This window comes from Calditrichia bacterium (genome assembly GCA_020634975.1).
Classification (GTDB): Bacteria; Calditrichota; Calditrichia; order RBG-13-44-9; family J075; genus JACKAQ01.
On record JACKAQ010000003.1, the window covers coordinates 184,018 to 198,973 of the forward strand.

Here is a 14,956-nt window from a genome sequence, read left to right on the forward strand (position 1 = left end):
TCCTCATTTTTTTCCCCAACCATAAAAAGTAGTTTTTACCACAAAATGGAAGAGGACCGTTCCGGTCTATTGCCTATGATGTAAAAACTGGTGTCTGGACACACAATTTGCCCGGCACCATAACAGCAATCTATATGAGGGATTTTCAATGGCAACTTTATCCGGCTCAAGCGACGCTTTATCCGAACAGCTCGCCACCAAAAAACCCGTTCAAATTAAGGAACACATTGTTGAGATAGTCAGCGATGCCGGCGAAGGAGCCCAAACCGTTGGGCAAGCGTTTGGCACTATCTCCGCACGAACGGGAAATGGTGTCTGGACTGTCGAAATCATACCTGCAGAAATTGAACCGCCCCCACGAACGGCTGCCGGTGCTTCCGGTATTCGGATTCGAATCGGTTCGTTTTACGTAACCAACGCCGGTGATGAGGCAGATTTGGTTATCGCTTTTAACGAGCAGGCATTGTGGGGCCGGATCATCGCCGGAAACCTGAAAAAAAACTGCACGATTTTGTTGGATGATAAATGGAAAAATCACCCCAACACAATGATCGCCAAACAATATGATGAAACCTGTGCACGAATCCGGGAAGAAGGTTATACCATCACCGAAATTCCGTTGGAAAAGGAAACGATGAGGGTAACCGACAACCCGCAGCGCGGTAAAAACATGTTCGTTTTGGGGATACTCACCAGCATTTATTCCCGCGATATGGAAATGGCATCGGACCAACTCCATTTTGTTTTCCGCAAAAAAAGCGAAAAAGTGCTGCTCAAAAATATTGAGCTTCTGGAAGCCGGTTACAAATGGGCAGAAGAAACACTGAGCATGAAATTTGTCATTCCGGGAACGGGCATGACAGAACCGCAAATCGTCGTAAACGGCAATATTGCAACGGGTATGGGCATTATGGCATCCGGGATGGACGTGTGCGCGATGTATCCGATTACGCCTGCGACATCCGCATCGCACTATTTGAGCGAAGTGTTCGAAAATATGGGCGGTGTTGTGCATCAGGCAGAGGATGAAATTGCAGCCTGTGCATTTGCCATCGGCGCATCGTATGCCGGAAAATGCGCAGTGACAATCACATCCGGACCGGGTGTGGCACTGAAAACCGAATTGATCGGACTGGCAATTATGGCGGAAATTCCGCTGGTGCTGGTGGATGTGCAACGCGGCGGACCGAGCACCGGATTACCCACAAAAGTGGAACAGGGCGATCTGCTCGCTGCAATCTTCGGTGCACCCGGTGATGCGCCAAAAATTGTGCTGGCACCATCGACCATCGAAGATTGCTTTTACAGCATCATCACCGCACGAAAAATTGCCGAAACGTTCCGGACGGTGGTTATGGTGCTCACCGATGCCAACCTTGCAACCGGACAGCAGCCGTTTACCCGCCCGAAATTTAACAAAGAATGGCTGGCACCCGCGATCGATCAATCGCCGCTGCCGCCGGACAGCAAGCCGTATGACTGGCATCCCAAAACCGGGCTTTCCCGGCGAATCTTGCCCGGGCAACCGAACGGCATGTTCACCGTAACCGGATTGGCACACACCCGCGGCGGCAAAGTTGCCTACGGTCCGGGCGTCAATCAGGAAGGGTGCGACCATCGCAGCCTGAAAATGGCGGCATTCCAGAAAACCCTGCGCACTCCGGAAGTTTTTGGCGAACCGGAAGGCGACCTCTTGATTGTGGGTTGGGGAAGCACTCGCGGTTCAATTGAGGAAGCTGTCAGCCGTGCACAATCAGCCGGTCTGAAAGTGTCATCGCTGCACCTCAAATTCCTGAATCCGATGGCATCGGGCATCAAAGATATTCTCAAAAAATTCAAAAAAGTGATGACGGTTGAGATCAACTTTTCGGATGATATCCGTAACGAGCTGATCGACGAAGACAACCGCAGATACGCAAACCTGCAATTCCTGCTACGCTCCCGCTACCTTGTGGATGTTGACACGTTTTCCAACGTTCACGGTCAGCCGATGAAGCCACACGACATCGAAGAACGCATCCGGCTGGAAATTGCGGAACTCAACGAAACATCGCCTGTGTGATCTCAAAGCGCATTTTCGTTGATAGAATTCATGAGAATAAAAATTATTTAAATTGAGGAAAAACAAATGTTTGGTGTAAGCGTAGATAATCTGATAGATATCGACCAAAAGTATTACTCACTGGAAGATTACCAGGGTAATGTGCCGCGCTGGTGTCCCGGTTGCGGCGATAACGCCATTCTCGCATCCGTTCAAAAACTTTGCCGGGATGAACAACTGCCGCCGGAAAAAACCGTTTTTGTTTCCGGTATCGGTTGCTCCAGCCGTTTTCCGCATTACATGAAAACGTATGGTTTTCACGGATTGCACGGTCGGGCATTGCCGATTGCACAGGGTGTTAAAATCCGGCGTCCGGATCTCAAAGTGTTCGTAAATATGGGCGACGGCGATTGCTGCAGTATCGGCACCGCGCACTGGATTCACGCCCTCCGTTACAATATGAATATTGTGGCAATGATGCACGACAACGGCATTTACGGGCTGACCAAAAAGCAGGCATCGCCGACATCGCCATTGGGGCTGAAAAGCAACACCACCCCAAAAGGCACATTTCTGGAACCGCTGAACCCGACAGTTACCACACTTGGCGTGCAAAATGTGTCGTTTGTTGCACAAGCTGTTGAGTGGATTCCGGAGTTGCTGTATTCCATTATTAAAGAAGCATACAATCATCACGGATTTTCATTTATCCGGATTATGCAACGCTGCCCGCACTACACAAACCTGATGTTCGATCCGCTGATGCGCGACCCGAACAACCTCATCTTTTTGAATCACAAAGATGGCATTCAATCCAGCGATGCGCTCAAAAAAGTGTATAAAAACCAGATTGAGCACGATCCGTCCGATATGGCCCGGGCACGCGAACTGGCCGATCAGGGCGAAAAACTGGCTGTCGGCATCCTGTATCGCGATGAAAATATTGCCGCTTACGATGAACTCCGCAAACCGTCACGGGTGTTTACCGCTGAATTGAAACAAGCTGCACTGGAGCAGGAATTTGACAAATTCGGCATCGATCCCCCAAAAACTGCAAAGGAGAATTCGGGTGAAAACGGCAGATAAACCAGCGAATGTTCCTTCGCCGAAATCGTCATTGGACGATAACACAGCATTGCTGGAAGAATTAAAAGCATTTGAAATTTCCGCTGGGCAAACAGCCGAAGAACCGGCTGCAGCCGGCGAAAATGTGGATACAAACCTTCGCGAAGCAGCGTACGATAACAGCGAAGCATTTGCAAAAGCAGTTCCGTTCAAAAACGCCGTAGCCTTTTACGCAACCGGCAAACTACCGGCAGTTGCCGGGGAATGGCAATTGCCGCAACAGCTGACGCCCGCTTTGCTTTTCGCAGTTCGCGATTTGAGCCAGATTCGCCACGACTATCCGCTGTGCCTGCTGAATGACTCGGCAAAGCAAGTGGCAAAACCACTCCGCGACATTTTTGACGCACTGTTGGCAGCACAAGCTGTTCAAGGTGATGACGCAGAACGCCTGAAACGTGAACTGTTCCGGGTTGAAGCGGAGATCAAAAAAGCGGTTGTCACGAACAACGAAATCAATCTTGCAACTGCATTTGATACCGCACTGCAGATTGTTCAAAAAGACAATCACAAACCGAAAACAAATTCAGATGTTATTGCAAAACATCTCAAAGCGATCAGCCAGGCATTGCCCGCAAATGCCCGGTTACTGCCATTTTCTGCAGAATCGCAGCAGCAGCTATTGCAAGAAACAGCCAAAAGATTTTGGCAAAAGCAATCGCGTGCGATGGCAGATGAAGCGGAATCGCTTTGCGGAACGCTGCAGGATATTCTGGCAGCAGACCAACACGCCGGCAACGATACTCAAAATGAGGAACGGTTGCAGGCATCGCTCGGGAAAACCGGCGAAGAAGAATTGGATTTTGGTACGCTTTCGGCAATGATCAATGACAGCCGCGTCCGTGAAACTTTGCCGGAAGCGCGCCGATTACGCATCCAACAGGCTGTTGAAACGCTGATTTCTGCCTCGACATCATTTTTTGATCCGGCAGTAACACCAGCCGTGGCATATTCCTGCGACGAAGCTTTGGCGAAAGCCAACGCTAATTTTGACAACTGGGTGGATTTTTGTAAACAATTGCATATTGCCCGGCTGGAGGCTGCCAACCAATTTAACGATGAAAAACATCCGGCGCTTTTCGCAACATTCGGTGCGGCATTTTTGTCGCAATCAGAAATGGAGCTGGTTCCGCCGGTATTGCTGCACCTTTCCGCCGGCACAATTTCCGACGCAGACAAATTGAAATTGCCGGAAATTCTCGCCGGTGATCATGCAATTAAAGTGCTGTTTATCGTTGAAAATACACAACTTGCAAATGCACCATTTTCACCGGATTATGCAACGCTCGCCACCGCAAAAATGGCTGTGCAACTCAATAGCGCGTTTGTTTTTCAGTCGCCTGCGGCGAATGTGGCAGCAGTGTTAAACGGGTTCGAAAGTGGCACAAAATATCCCGGAATCGCACTGTTTTCAATTTTTGCACCGACGGAAACTGCGGAGCAATTACCGGCATATTTGCGCAGCGCAGCAGCAGCGGAAGCCCGTATTTTCCCGGTTTTCCGGTTTAATCCGGCACTGGGCGACAGTTGGCGGGAGAAATTCGAGCTGACGAAAACGCCGCAAAACGAAAACCGCTGGGCTGTTTCGGCTATCAGTTATCGCGATGCGAGCGACAAAAGCCAGAGTACCGAATTGCCATTTACCGCAACCGATTTCATGCTGATGGATTCGCAAAATGGCGCTCAATTATTACCGGTTCCGCCGGGTGTCTGGGCGGAAAATTTGCTGCCGCTCGATGAATTTTTGTCCGGAAAATCCAAAGACAAATTGCCGTATTTGCAAATGGTCGATGAAAACAGCCAATTGTGGCGGGTAATTCCGCCCGCAAAACTGGTGGAAATCGCCCGGAATTTTGCGAACAACTGGCGACTGTTGCAGGAATTTGGCGGTATCGAAAATTCACATGCAAAGCATCTTCTGGCGCAGGAAAAAGCAGCTGTTCGTGCAGAATTTGAGCAGCAAATTGCGGATTTGAAAGCAGCCCACGAAACAGAAATTTCTAAAAACACGGATGAATTGAGCCGCGATATCATTTCGCGAATTGCCGCAGGAATGCTCAGCGAGGGCATGGGCAATGCGATTCCTGCAATGCCGGTCCAAAAGCCGGCAGCAGCGCCGAAACCGAAAACCGAGGCTCCGGCCGCATCCGCCGAAGCCAAAGCGGAACCCGCACAACCCGACGAAGAAGAGGAAGCATTGTCGTTTGACGAACCATACATCGATTCGCCGTTGTGCACCAGCTGTAACGATTGCATCAATAAAAACAGCCTGATTTTTGCATACGATGCGAACAAACAGGCTTACATAAAAGATGCATCCGCCGGCAGTTTCCGCGAATTGGTGGAAGCGGCAGAAAATTGCCCGGTAAAAATTATTCACCCCGGCAAACCGAAAAATCCCAACGAGCCCAATCTTGATGCGTTGGTTCAACGGGCAGCCAAATTTAATTAATCAAACCGGCGTTTTTCACCGGTAATGGATCGAACAAACAGGAACGCAATAGATGACAACACTGACAGCAATCGCATTTTTGGGCGGTTTAAGCGTGTTGCTGGCGGTTATCTTGGTGATCGCCAACGCCAAACTGAAAGTGTACGAAGATCCGCGAATCGAGGTTGTTTCGGATATGCTGCCGGGTGCAAATTGCGGTGCCTGCGGATTTCCCGGCTGTCGCGCATTTGCAGAAAGAGTGGTTACCGGCGACCAGCAACCCAGCGGTTGTCCGGTCGGCGGTGTGGAAACAGCAACATATATTGCCAATTATCTGGGTGTCGAGCCCGGATCGCTGGTTAAAAAAGTGGCGCGTTTGCTCTGTGCCGGCGGCATAAATGTCGCTGTCCAAGCCGGTGTTTATAAAGGATTTGAATCCTGCAGGGCAGCAGCGTTGGTTAGCGGCGGTCCCAAAGGTTGCGTTTACGGCTGCATGGGTTTGGGCGATTGCGAAGTAGCCTGCACATTCGGCGCCATCAGCATGGGACCATTTGGGCTCCCCATTGTTGATTACGAAAAATGTACCGCCTGCAACGATTGTGTGGAAATCTGCCCGAAAGGGCTTTTTGAGCTAATGCCCATCAACCGGCATCTGGTTGTGCAATGTAAATCGCTGCTGGAAGGTGACGCCGCACTGGAGTTGTGTCAGGTTGCCTGTACCGGTTGTGGCCGCTGCGCTGCGGATGCACCGGAAGGACTGATTTCAATGGTCAACAACCTGCCGGTCATCAACCCGGATTTTGCCAATAAAGAAACCGAAATTGCCACGTTGCGCTGCCCCACCAACGCGATTATCTGGCTGGAAGGCCAGCAATTCCCGGAAATCAACCGGAATTTTTCCAGAATCGAAAACGGGTAAACTTATTATGTTATTCAAAAAAAATTCGGATAAAATAACCGCACATCCGTTCCCCGGAAAACGGTCAACCGTTGAAGGATTGAGCGCATTGCAGCGACTCAACACGTTGATTTGCGGACAAAATACCGGTCAGGAAATCAACTGGCTCACCGGACAAGGTGTTTCGCTGAGCGGGCAACGGGCGGCAACGCTGTTATCCGATAGCGATTCTGCAATGATTGTGGAAAGCCTGCGAACCGGGAATTTCTGGAAATCGCCGCAGGTGATACAATTGATGCTAAACGCATCTGCAGAAAATCCAACCGGTTACGTTGCGCTGGATCATTTGCGAAAAAGCGGATTTTTCCAGTTTATCGCCAAAAATGTGCAGGAAATGCTGGATTTTACGCTTATTGCCAGACGCGTTGCCGAGCTTGCGCTGGTTCCCGGTGTTGTTGCGTTCGATTTTGAATACACCGGAAAATCCATCCAAACGGTGCATATCCCAGATGAAAAACTGGTCAAAAAATATTTGGGTTCTGCAGAAACCGAGATTGATGCACCGACAGAATCGCAGCGGATGGTTTTTGGCGAAAAACGCCGTCGCGTCCCGAAATGGCTCGATTTTGATCGCCCGTTGGGGCTGGTCGATTTCAACGCCGGCGAATTGCATTATCGCGCAGCGATTGCCCAACAGGCATTTTTTGAATCGCATTTGCCGAATCTGATCCAATTGAGTATCAAAGAATTTGCCGGTCTGACCGGTCGAAATTATGAAATCATCAATCGTGTAGTGGACGCTGCGGAATATCTCGTGATTACAAACGGCGCTATTTCAGATGATGCGGAAAGAGTCGCCGAAAATATCCGCACCCGAAAAAAAATCCGGTTAACCGTTCTCAGCTTAAATCAGTTGCGACCGTTTCCATCGGCTGCGATGACGCATTTGCTAAAAGGCAAAAAAGCGGTTACGGTTCTCGAATGTTCAAACGCCAACACAACAGATAACCCGACCATATTGCAAGAGATACGCTCCGCTATCGAATGCGCTGAAGAAAACGGCAGCGTCAAAAAAAATGGTTCACTTCCCCACCCCGATTTTGCTGTATTCGCCAAACCGGCGGATCGACCGGTAATTTTTTCCGGCATTTTCCAAATGGCGGATAACAAACCGGGTTTTGCCGAATTGAGCGCGGCAATCGAAAATATGCTGCCCGGCGAAGAAGCCAAAAAACGCTTTTATTTAGGTGTTACATTTGCGCAAAGCAACAGCCGTTACCCGATGCTGGAAACGCTTTCGCAGCGCATTGAACGCAGCTATCCGCAGTTGGAAAAGATGAATTTGAGCAGCCGGCAACCGGCTCTGGAACAACTGGCAACCAGCCATTTCCGGCAAATAAAAATTGTGGTTTCTCCCGGAGAATTGCTCGCGGATGTCAATGTCGTTCTTGCAAAAACGCTCGCCGACAGCACCGGGATGTCTGTACGGACGTTCGCAGAAATTGCGGCGAACCGTCGCTCGCAGGCGTATTCCATCGAGATGACCGAAGACAACAAAACGGTGCACATTTCCAATGCCAGTTGCGATGCGATGATTTTCTCCCAAACAGTTTTCGCGAACAATTTAAGTGCTTTAAAAAACAATGGTTTGGCGATCATCCAATCCACCCAATCCGGTGAATGGATCTGGAAAAATTTTAGCGAAACCGTGCGCCGCCAAATCCAGGAAAAACAGCTGAAAATCTGGGTGGTCAATACCGCAACAGTTAATACAGATATTCCCGGATATGCAAAATTGATTCGCCAGTTAACCCTTTGCGGTGCGGTTTTGGCTCACAACGCCATTATCGATGGCGAACAGCAGACATTGCTGAAATTTTTGCGACAGCGATTGGCAAAACAATTTTCGGATAACCCGGTCCTGTTGGAAGAACTTACCACCGCCGTTAAAAACGGGATGTCCGGCAAAACAGTCATCGACTGGCAAAGCTTCCCGGAAATCCCCAGAAAACCGGCAACCGAAATTGCCGCGCCACTGGCCATCCGGCAGCAACAGAAAAAAGATGGCAGCGTGTTCGATCCGGCAAGATTTTGGGACTCCGTCGGGTATTTTTATGCAACCGGCACAGCGGATCAAACCCTCACCGATCCATTTTTGGCAACAGCCAGCATGCCGGGAAGCAGTGCAGCCGCCCGCGATTTATCCGATTTGCGCAGCGAAATTCCCCAATTGATTCCCGAAAACTGCACCGCGTGCGGCAGTTGCTGGATCAATTGCCCGGAAAGTGCATTGCCCGTTACGGTTCAGGATGTGGCGTCGTTTATCAAAACCGGCATTGCAGATTGCCAACAGCGCGGGCACAGTGTTATTCAATTGCAGCGCGTTGCGGACCCGCTGGGCAAAGTCGCCTACCGTATTTTTGCAGCTGACGAATTGCGGGAACACCGCACACTCGGCAGTTTGCTGGATGCCGCTTTCGCGCAACTCGTTGAAAAAATGAATCTTACGGACGATGCACTTGCCACATTGCAAGGCGAATTTGCACCGCTTTCGGAAATGGTGCGGCACTTCCCCATCGTTCGAACAAAAACTTTTTTTGACGATCCGCAGCAACAGCAAAAAAATTCCGGCATGATGTTCAGTCTGACGGTAAATCCTTCGAGCTGCTCCGCATGCGGCGGATGCGTTCGGGTCTGCCCGGAAAATGCGCTGGAAATGGTTGCGCAAAATGAAGATATAATTGCCAACTATCGCCGTAACTGGCAGTTTTCTATGAACTTGCCGGAAAATTCCATTGAGCAGATGAGCACATTTGTTACCGAAGAAAACCCGATCAGCAACGGTTATTTGATGATGAACCGTCGGGTGTATCACTCCCAATTTGGCGGCGATAATATTTATCCCGGCAGCGGCAGCAAAACTGCTGCACACCTTATTTTCGCCAGCGCGGAAATGGAAATGCAGCCGCGAATAGCAGCATTTTTGGCTGAGCTGGATTCGCTTATTTCGACGCTGAAAACAAAAGCGCAAAATCTGCTGACCACTGCTGTTCAGGTGAATGATTTTGAGGTGTTCGGACAAAAATTGGCCAAGCTGGAAAGCGGCAATGTATCGATTCAGGATGTGACCGGTTTGCTGGATGACAAATCCAACAAACCGAAGCTGGACAGCAAAAAACTGGAACAACTGAGCCAAACAATCGCCGAAATTGAGAAATTGCGCGATTTGCATAAAACCAGAGCGAATTTATCGCTGCTATTCAACGGTGACCGGATTGCCATTTGGGGCGCCAATTATCCGCATAATGCGTTTCCGTTTCCCTCGCTGCATGCGGCAAAAGGCGATATCAGCAAATTGGCCACAGAGGTATTCAACGGCATCGTGAATCAATATTCCGAAACATTTGCTGCCGTTCGCAGAGCAACATTGATCGCCAAAGATGAATTTACTCCCTCAAAAAATGCACCCGATGCGCCAATCGGATGGCAGCAATTTACGCCATCTGAAAAAGCGCTGGTGCCGCCGCTGGTGGTGCTCATCGAAGAATCTACCCTGCCATCGCAATCGCTAACGGGATTTGCCAAAATGCTCTCCGGTCATTTTCCAGTGAAACTGGCAATTTTGAACGGCAATCCGCAAACGCCACCGGAAACCGGACTTTGGGCGCTAACCCACCCGGAAACATTTGTGTTGCAATCTACCCCCGGTGTTCCGGCGCATAGTTTGACGGGCTTGCGGAGGGGATTCCGTTATCCCGGCGCAGCAGTTTTCCATTTGTACACAGCCGAACCGTTTCAACACGGTATCGATACCAATATGGTGGTGCGTCAGGAAAGATTGGCTGTTGCGACACGGGCGTTTCCGCTATTTTTGTATGATCCGTCCGTTGCCGGCAGCTTTTCGGAACGACTTGATTTATCCGGAAACATCGATTATTCAAACGATTGGGTTCAACAAAAACAACAGCTTAGCCAAAATTCCCGTACGGTGGACGACCAATTGACTGTGGCGCATTGGGCGGTCAGCGAAGGGCGTTTTCGCAATGAATTCCGGGCGCTGGATAAATCAGAATGGCAGGATAATCAGCTGCCGCTTGCCGAATATCTGGCACTGGAACCGCAAAAACGGGCGGAATTTACAGCCGTTATCACCCTGGAAAATCAGCAAAAACAAAAAGTTCGCATTCGCGTTTCCGAAAAACTGGTGGCAATCGCCGAACAACGATTGCGTTTTTGGCAAACATTGCAGGAGTTGGCCGGCACCCGCGCAGCAGTCAATCGGGTAATCATCGATCAAATCCGGGCGGAAGCCGACGCAGAAACCCGAAGCCAAACGGAAGCTGTTGCTGCCGAATACAGCGAACAGTTGGCTGCGCTGGATGCGCAACATTGGCAAATTTATCATCAGCGATTAACCGAAAAATTGATCCGGCTTTATGCCAACGGATCACCGGAATTACTCCAAAAATCGCTGCGGGAATTTGCCGGTGAAAATGATTAACAATAACAACGATCAGATAAAACAGGATCACCCATAAATGAACGCATTGCAAACAGCCGCAAAATCGTTCGGGCACGGCATTCATCCGGAAGATTACAAAGTGATGACGCGCCATTTGCCCATCGAGCGCATGCCGTTTATGAGCGAAGTTGTGCTGCCGCTCAGCCAGCATCTTGGTGCGCCCTCCGTACCGTTGGTCAAAACCGGGGACAAAGTGTATCGCGGGCAACTGATCGCCAAAGCGAGCGGATTTGTGTCTGTCGGGCTGCACGCATCGGTTACCGGAACGGTAAAATCGCTGGATTTACGGCATCACCCCAGCGGCAAAATGGTTGAATCCATCACGATCGAAACCGATCCGTTTTCCCCGCAAACCTTGTATAACGAACACCAGATGTTATGGGAAAAACTGAGTGTTAAAGAAATACTCGGCATCATTCAGGAAGCCGGATTTGTCGGGTTGGGCGGCGCGGCGTTCCCCACTCACGTAAAACTGGCCATCCCGGAAGGCAAACATGCAGACTGCCTGATTGTGAACGGCGTGGAGTGCGAACCGTATCTCACCAGCGATCACCGGCTGATGCTCGAGCATTACGATTCGATGTTCAACGGTATCCGTATCTATCAGAAAATATTGAATGTTAGCAAAGTTTATATCGGCATTGAGCTGAACAAATCGGACGCCATTGAGCTTTTGGCGCGCCGGGTTCCGGAAGATTTAAATTGCGAAGTGATTCCGCTAAAAACGAAATATCCGCAGGGTGCGGAAAAAATGCTCATCGAAGCGGTGCTGCAAAAGCAGGTGCCCAGCGGCAAATTGCCCATCGATGTGCACGTTGTTGTCAACAATGTCGGCACAATTGCGGGCATCGGCGATTTGTTTAAATTCGGGCAACCGCTCATCGAACGGATTGTAACGGTGACCGGACCGGGCATCGAGCGCCCTGCAAACCTGATGGTGCCCATCGGCACCCGTTTGGTAGATGTGCTCGATTATTGCGGCGGCATCAAAGATAACACCCGCCAGATTCTGTTCGGCGGGCCGATGATGGGCAGCCCGCAACTGCACCTGGATGTGCCAATAATGAAAGGCACATCCGGCATTCTCTGCCTTACGGATGAGCAGGTTGGCGTTCGGGAGGAATATCCGTGTATCCGCTGTTTGCGCTGTGTGGACGCCTGCCCGGTTTATCTCAATCCCAGCCGATTGGGTGCGTTGGCAAAAATCCGGAATTATGAAGAAATGATGGATTTCCATATTATGGATTGTGTGGAATGCGGTTCGTGTTCGTATGTTTGTCCGTCCAATATTCCATTGGTTCAACGATTCCGCGTAGCAAAAGTGCTGCTCCGCGAAAAACAGGCACGGCAGAAAAAAGCCGGATGATTGGAATTTCCGGCAAAAAAAATCGAAATTATCAAAAAATTGTGATATTTGAATGAAATCAACTGAAGCCCGGCTGCTACTCACCACTTCCCCTTTTTTGAAACAGGTGGAAGATACGCCAACCATTATGCGGCACGTCATTTATGCGTTGCTGCCGGTGGCGTTTGCGGGAATTTATTATTTTGGCATCAGCGCGTTGATGGTAATTGTGGTGTGCGTAACCGGCGCTATGGTTACGGAATGGCTGCTCACCCGGCATCAGCGAAACACCGTAAAGACGGCAGTGCTGCGCTTACAGGGTTGTTGCTGGCGCTCGTTTTACCGCCGGGTATTCCGTTGTGGATTGCGCTTTCCGGATCGGTGATCGCGATTGCACTCGGGAAACTGCTGTTTGGCGGGATGGGTGGCAATATTTTCAACCCGGCGCTGGTGGGACGGGCATTTTTGCAGGCATCGTTTCCGGTTGCGATAACCACCTGGTCGCCGTTCGGCGATTTCGGCACATTTGCAACGGTTCGGGGGAACTCATTTGCGCTGCCATTTCTGAAATCTGCAGCCGATGGCGTAACATCCGCAACACCGCTTTCGCAGATGAAATTTGAGGGCAAAATCGCCCAAGCCAGCGATTTGTTTTTTGGGAACGTCACCGGTTCAATTGGCGAAACCAGCGCACTCATCATCCTGTTAGGCGGGCTCTATCTCATCTGGCGCAATTTTATGAACTGGCGAATACCCGTCAGCATTTTTCTGACGGTTTTTGTTCTGTCCGGCGTTTTATACTTCATTTCCCCGGATAAATTTGCACCACCGCTGTTTCATTTATTTTCCGGCGGATTAATGTTGGGAGCTGTTTACATGGCAACCGACCCGGTTTCTTCGCCCATTACCCAGCGTGGCTGCTGGATTTACGGTGCCGGAATCGGAATAATGGTGATCGTCATCCGCAATTTCGGCGGCTTGCCGGAGGGCGTAATGTATGCCATCTTGCTGATGAATGCCGCAACACCGCTGATCAACCGGGTTACCCATCCGAAAATTTACGGGCAGGTAAAACCCGCCAAATAGATTATGGGATCTTGTCATTTGCAAAACATTAGTTCAATATAAACAACAAGATATCCAGACTTAAGGAGAACAGAATGCCGTTAAATAAAAACATCATTGCAGACAAAATTCATGAAGAACATGAATACTTAAAAAAAGAAATGAACACCATTCGCGAAATGATGAATTGCGATATTACTGCTGCGGAGTTCCCAAAATGGCGGCTGGAGTTTATCTGGTTAATGCGCGATTTTTACAACGATCTGCAAAAACATTTTGATCTGGAAGAAGAGGGCGGTTTCATGAGTGATGTTGTGCGGATTGCCCCGCAGCATATCGGCGCAATTGACAAACTGGAAATGGAACATCACAAAATAGCCAAAGATCTGGAAGGCATCATCCATCAGTTAAAAAATATGGAAACGTTGAGCGAACAGAAAATGTCGCTGATTTGTAACGATGTCGAAAATTTGTTAGCACTTTTAGCCGAGCACGAAGCTGCCGAAGGAAGAATTATTGAAACGGCATATCTGATGGACTACGGGGGTGGTGATTGATTGTTCGTTTTAAAAAAAATACTGATTTGCAACTGTCCATCTTTGCGCCCCGCACCGGCAACGGTTTCGGGGCGTTTTTTATTATTCACCAATTTTGCCCATTTCCACGCCTTCGGAATAGGCAACGGCAATATTGTTTGAGCTAAACGCCGCTTTTATGCGCCGGTGAACTTCGAATGTCACTTCCCAATAATTATCAGGCGTTACATACGGCCGAACCGCGACGATGAGATTGTGGCTGTCGTAACTTTCGATACCAATTTCCGGGAGCGGCTCCGGCAGAACGCCCGGTGTATCGCTGAGCACTTCGCGAATGATTTTCTCCACCTTCGGAAAGCTTTCCGCATACGGCATTGTCACGGTCAGCTCCAGCCGGATAAACCCTTTTTTGGAGAAATTCGTGACCACCCCATCAATCACCTGCCCGTTCGGGATGATCAACGTTTTCATTCCCGGCGTCGCGATGATTGTGTTAAATATTTGTATTTCTTCAACTTTGCCAAATTTTTCCTGGATTTCTACCCAATCGCCCACTTTGTACGGTTTAAATACGACGATCAAAATACCCGCCGCAAAATTGCTCAAACTGCCCTGCAGCGCCAACCCGATCGCGAACGCAGCGCCGGCCATAATGCCCATCAAACCTGCCAGTTCGAAACCGATCACACCGGCGGCGATCAGAATCACCACCACTTTCATCGATATTTCTGCCATCGAAATCAGAAATGAAGTGATTGCAGCATCAAAATTGATGCGATGAAGCGCCGTTTCCAGCAAAATATGAACTTTCTTGATCAGCCAAAATCCAATCACTAATATGGTTATCGCACTTAATAATTTTGGTGCAAATAAAATTACATTTTCGATCAGCGGATTCAGATAGGACATCAGGTTTTCCATGTAACGTGTAAACTCCCTTATTTTTGAAATTACCTGTAACACTGCTTTTTTCAGATGCCAATTATACAAATCGAA

The 14,956-nt window shown here is 49.4% G+C and carries 8 protein-coding genes and 1 pseudogene; 8 read left to right on the plus strand and 1 reads right to left on the minus strand.

The annotated features are described in order from the left end of the window. The first annotated feature begins 148 nt into the window (after nucleotides 1–148). From H6629_18435 to H6629_18470, 8 genes and pseudogenes are all read left to right on the plus strand, one after another. Nucleotides 149–2,062: a 2-oxoacid:acceptor oxidoreductase subunit alpha gene (locus H6629_18435; GenBank protein ID MCB9069762.1), complete on the plus strand. Its 1,914-nt coding sequence runs from the start codon at nucleotides 149–151 to the stop codon at nucleotides 2,060–2,062. 66 nt (nucleotides 2,063–2,128) lie between these two features. Further along, nucleotides 2,129–3,127, plus strand: a complete 999-nt coding sequence (locus H6629_18440) for a 2-oxoglutarate oxidoreductase (GenBank protein MCB9069763.1) — start codon at nucleotides 2,129–2,131, stop codon at nucleotides 3,125–3,127. Then, nucleotides 3,111–5,615 (plus strand): ferredoxin, encoded by a 2,505-nt coding sequence (locus H6629_18445; protein MCB9069764.1) that lies wholly within the window; start codon nucleotides 3,111–3,113, stop codon nucleotides 5,613–5,615. The genes H6629_18440 and H6629_18445 overlap by 17 nt, the downstream gene beginning before the upstream one ends. A gap of 52 nt (nucleotides 5,616–5,667) precedes the next feature. Continuing rightward, nucleotides 5,668–6,513, plus strand: coding sequence for an RnfABCDGE type electron transport complex subunit B (locus tag H6629_18450; protein ID MCB9069765.1), 846 nt, complete (start codon nucleotides 5,668–5,670; stop codon nucleotides 6,511–6,513). A 7-nt stretch (nucleotides 6,514–6,520) separates the two neighbouring features. Beyond that, on the plus strand, nucleotides 6,521–10,993 hold the full coding sequence (locus H6629_18455; GenBank protein ID MCB9069766.1) for a 4Fe-4S binding protein: 4,473 nt from the start codon (nucleotides 6,521–6,523) through the stop codon (nucleotides 10,991–10,993). A 37-nt stretch (nucleotides 10,994–11,030) separates the two neighbouring features. Further along, nucleotides 11,031–12,380, plus strand: a complete 1,350-nt coding sequence (gene rsxC / locus H6629_18460; protein MCB9069767.1) for an electron transport complex subunit RsxC — start codon at nucleotides 11,031–11,033, stop codon at nucleotides 12,378–12,380. Nucleotides 12,381–12,432: 52 nt separating this feature from the next. Beyond that, nucleotides 12,433–13,445: pseudogene (locus tag H6629_18465) on the plus strand (RnfABCDGE type electron transport complex subunit D). Nucleotides 13,446–13,519: 74 nt separating this feature from the next. Further along, a complete protein-coding gene (locus tag H6629_18470; GenBank protein ID MCB9069768.1) occupies nucleotides 13,520–13,981 on the plus strand; it encodes a hemerythrin domain-containing protein in 462 nt (153 codons plus the stop codon). A gap of 81 nt (nucleotides 13,982–14,062) precedes the next feature. On the opposite strand, the gene H6629_18475 is transcribed toward H6629_18470, so the two are convergent. Continuing rightward, on the minus strand, nucleotides 14,063–14,881 hold the full coding sequence (locus tag H6629_18475) for a mechanosensitive ion channel (protein MCB9069769.1): 819 nt from the start codon (nucleotides 14,879–14,881) through the stop codon (nucleotides 14,063–14,065). Nucleotides 14,882–14,956: the final 75 nt, after the last annotated feature.

Coding starts and splice junctions, on each gene's coding strand:
- H6629_18435 (MCB9069762.1), top strand. CDS start 149: ATGGCAACTTTATCCGGCTCAAGCGACGCTTTATCCGAACAGCTCGCC.
- H6629_18440 (MCB9069763.1), top strand. CDS start 2,129: ATGTTTGGTGTAAGCGTAGATAATCTGATAGATATCGACCAAAAGTAT.
- H6629_18450 (MCB9069765.1), top strand. CDS start 5,668: ATGACAACACTGACAGCAATCGCATTTTTGGGCGGTTTAAGCGTGTTG.
- H6629_18455 (MCB9069766.1), top strand. CDS start 6,521: ATGTTATTCAAAAAAAATTCGGATAAAATAACCGCACATCCGTTCCCC.
- rsxC (MCB9069767.1), top strand. CDS start 11,031: ATGAACGCATTGCAAACAGCCGCAAAATCGTTCGGGCACGGCATTCAT.
- H6629_18470 (MCB9069768.1), top strand. CDS start 13,520: ATGCCGTTAAATAAAAACATCATTGCAGACAAAATTCATGAAGAACAT.
- H6629_18475 (MCB9069769.1), bottom strand. CDS start 14,881: ATGGAAAACCTGATGTCCTATCTGAATCCGCTGATCGAAAATGTAATT.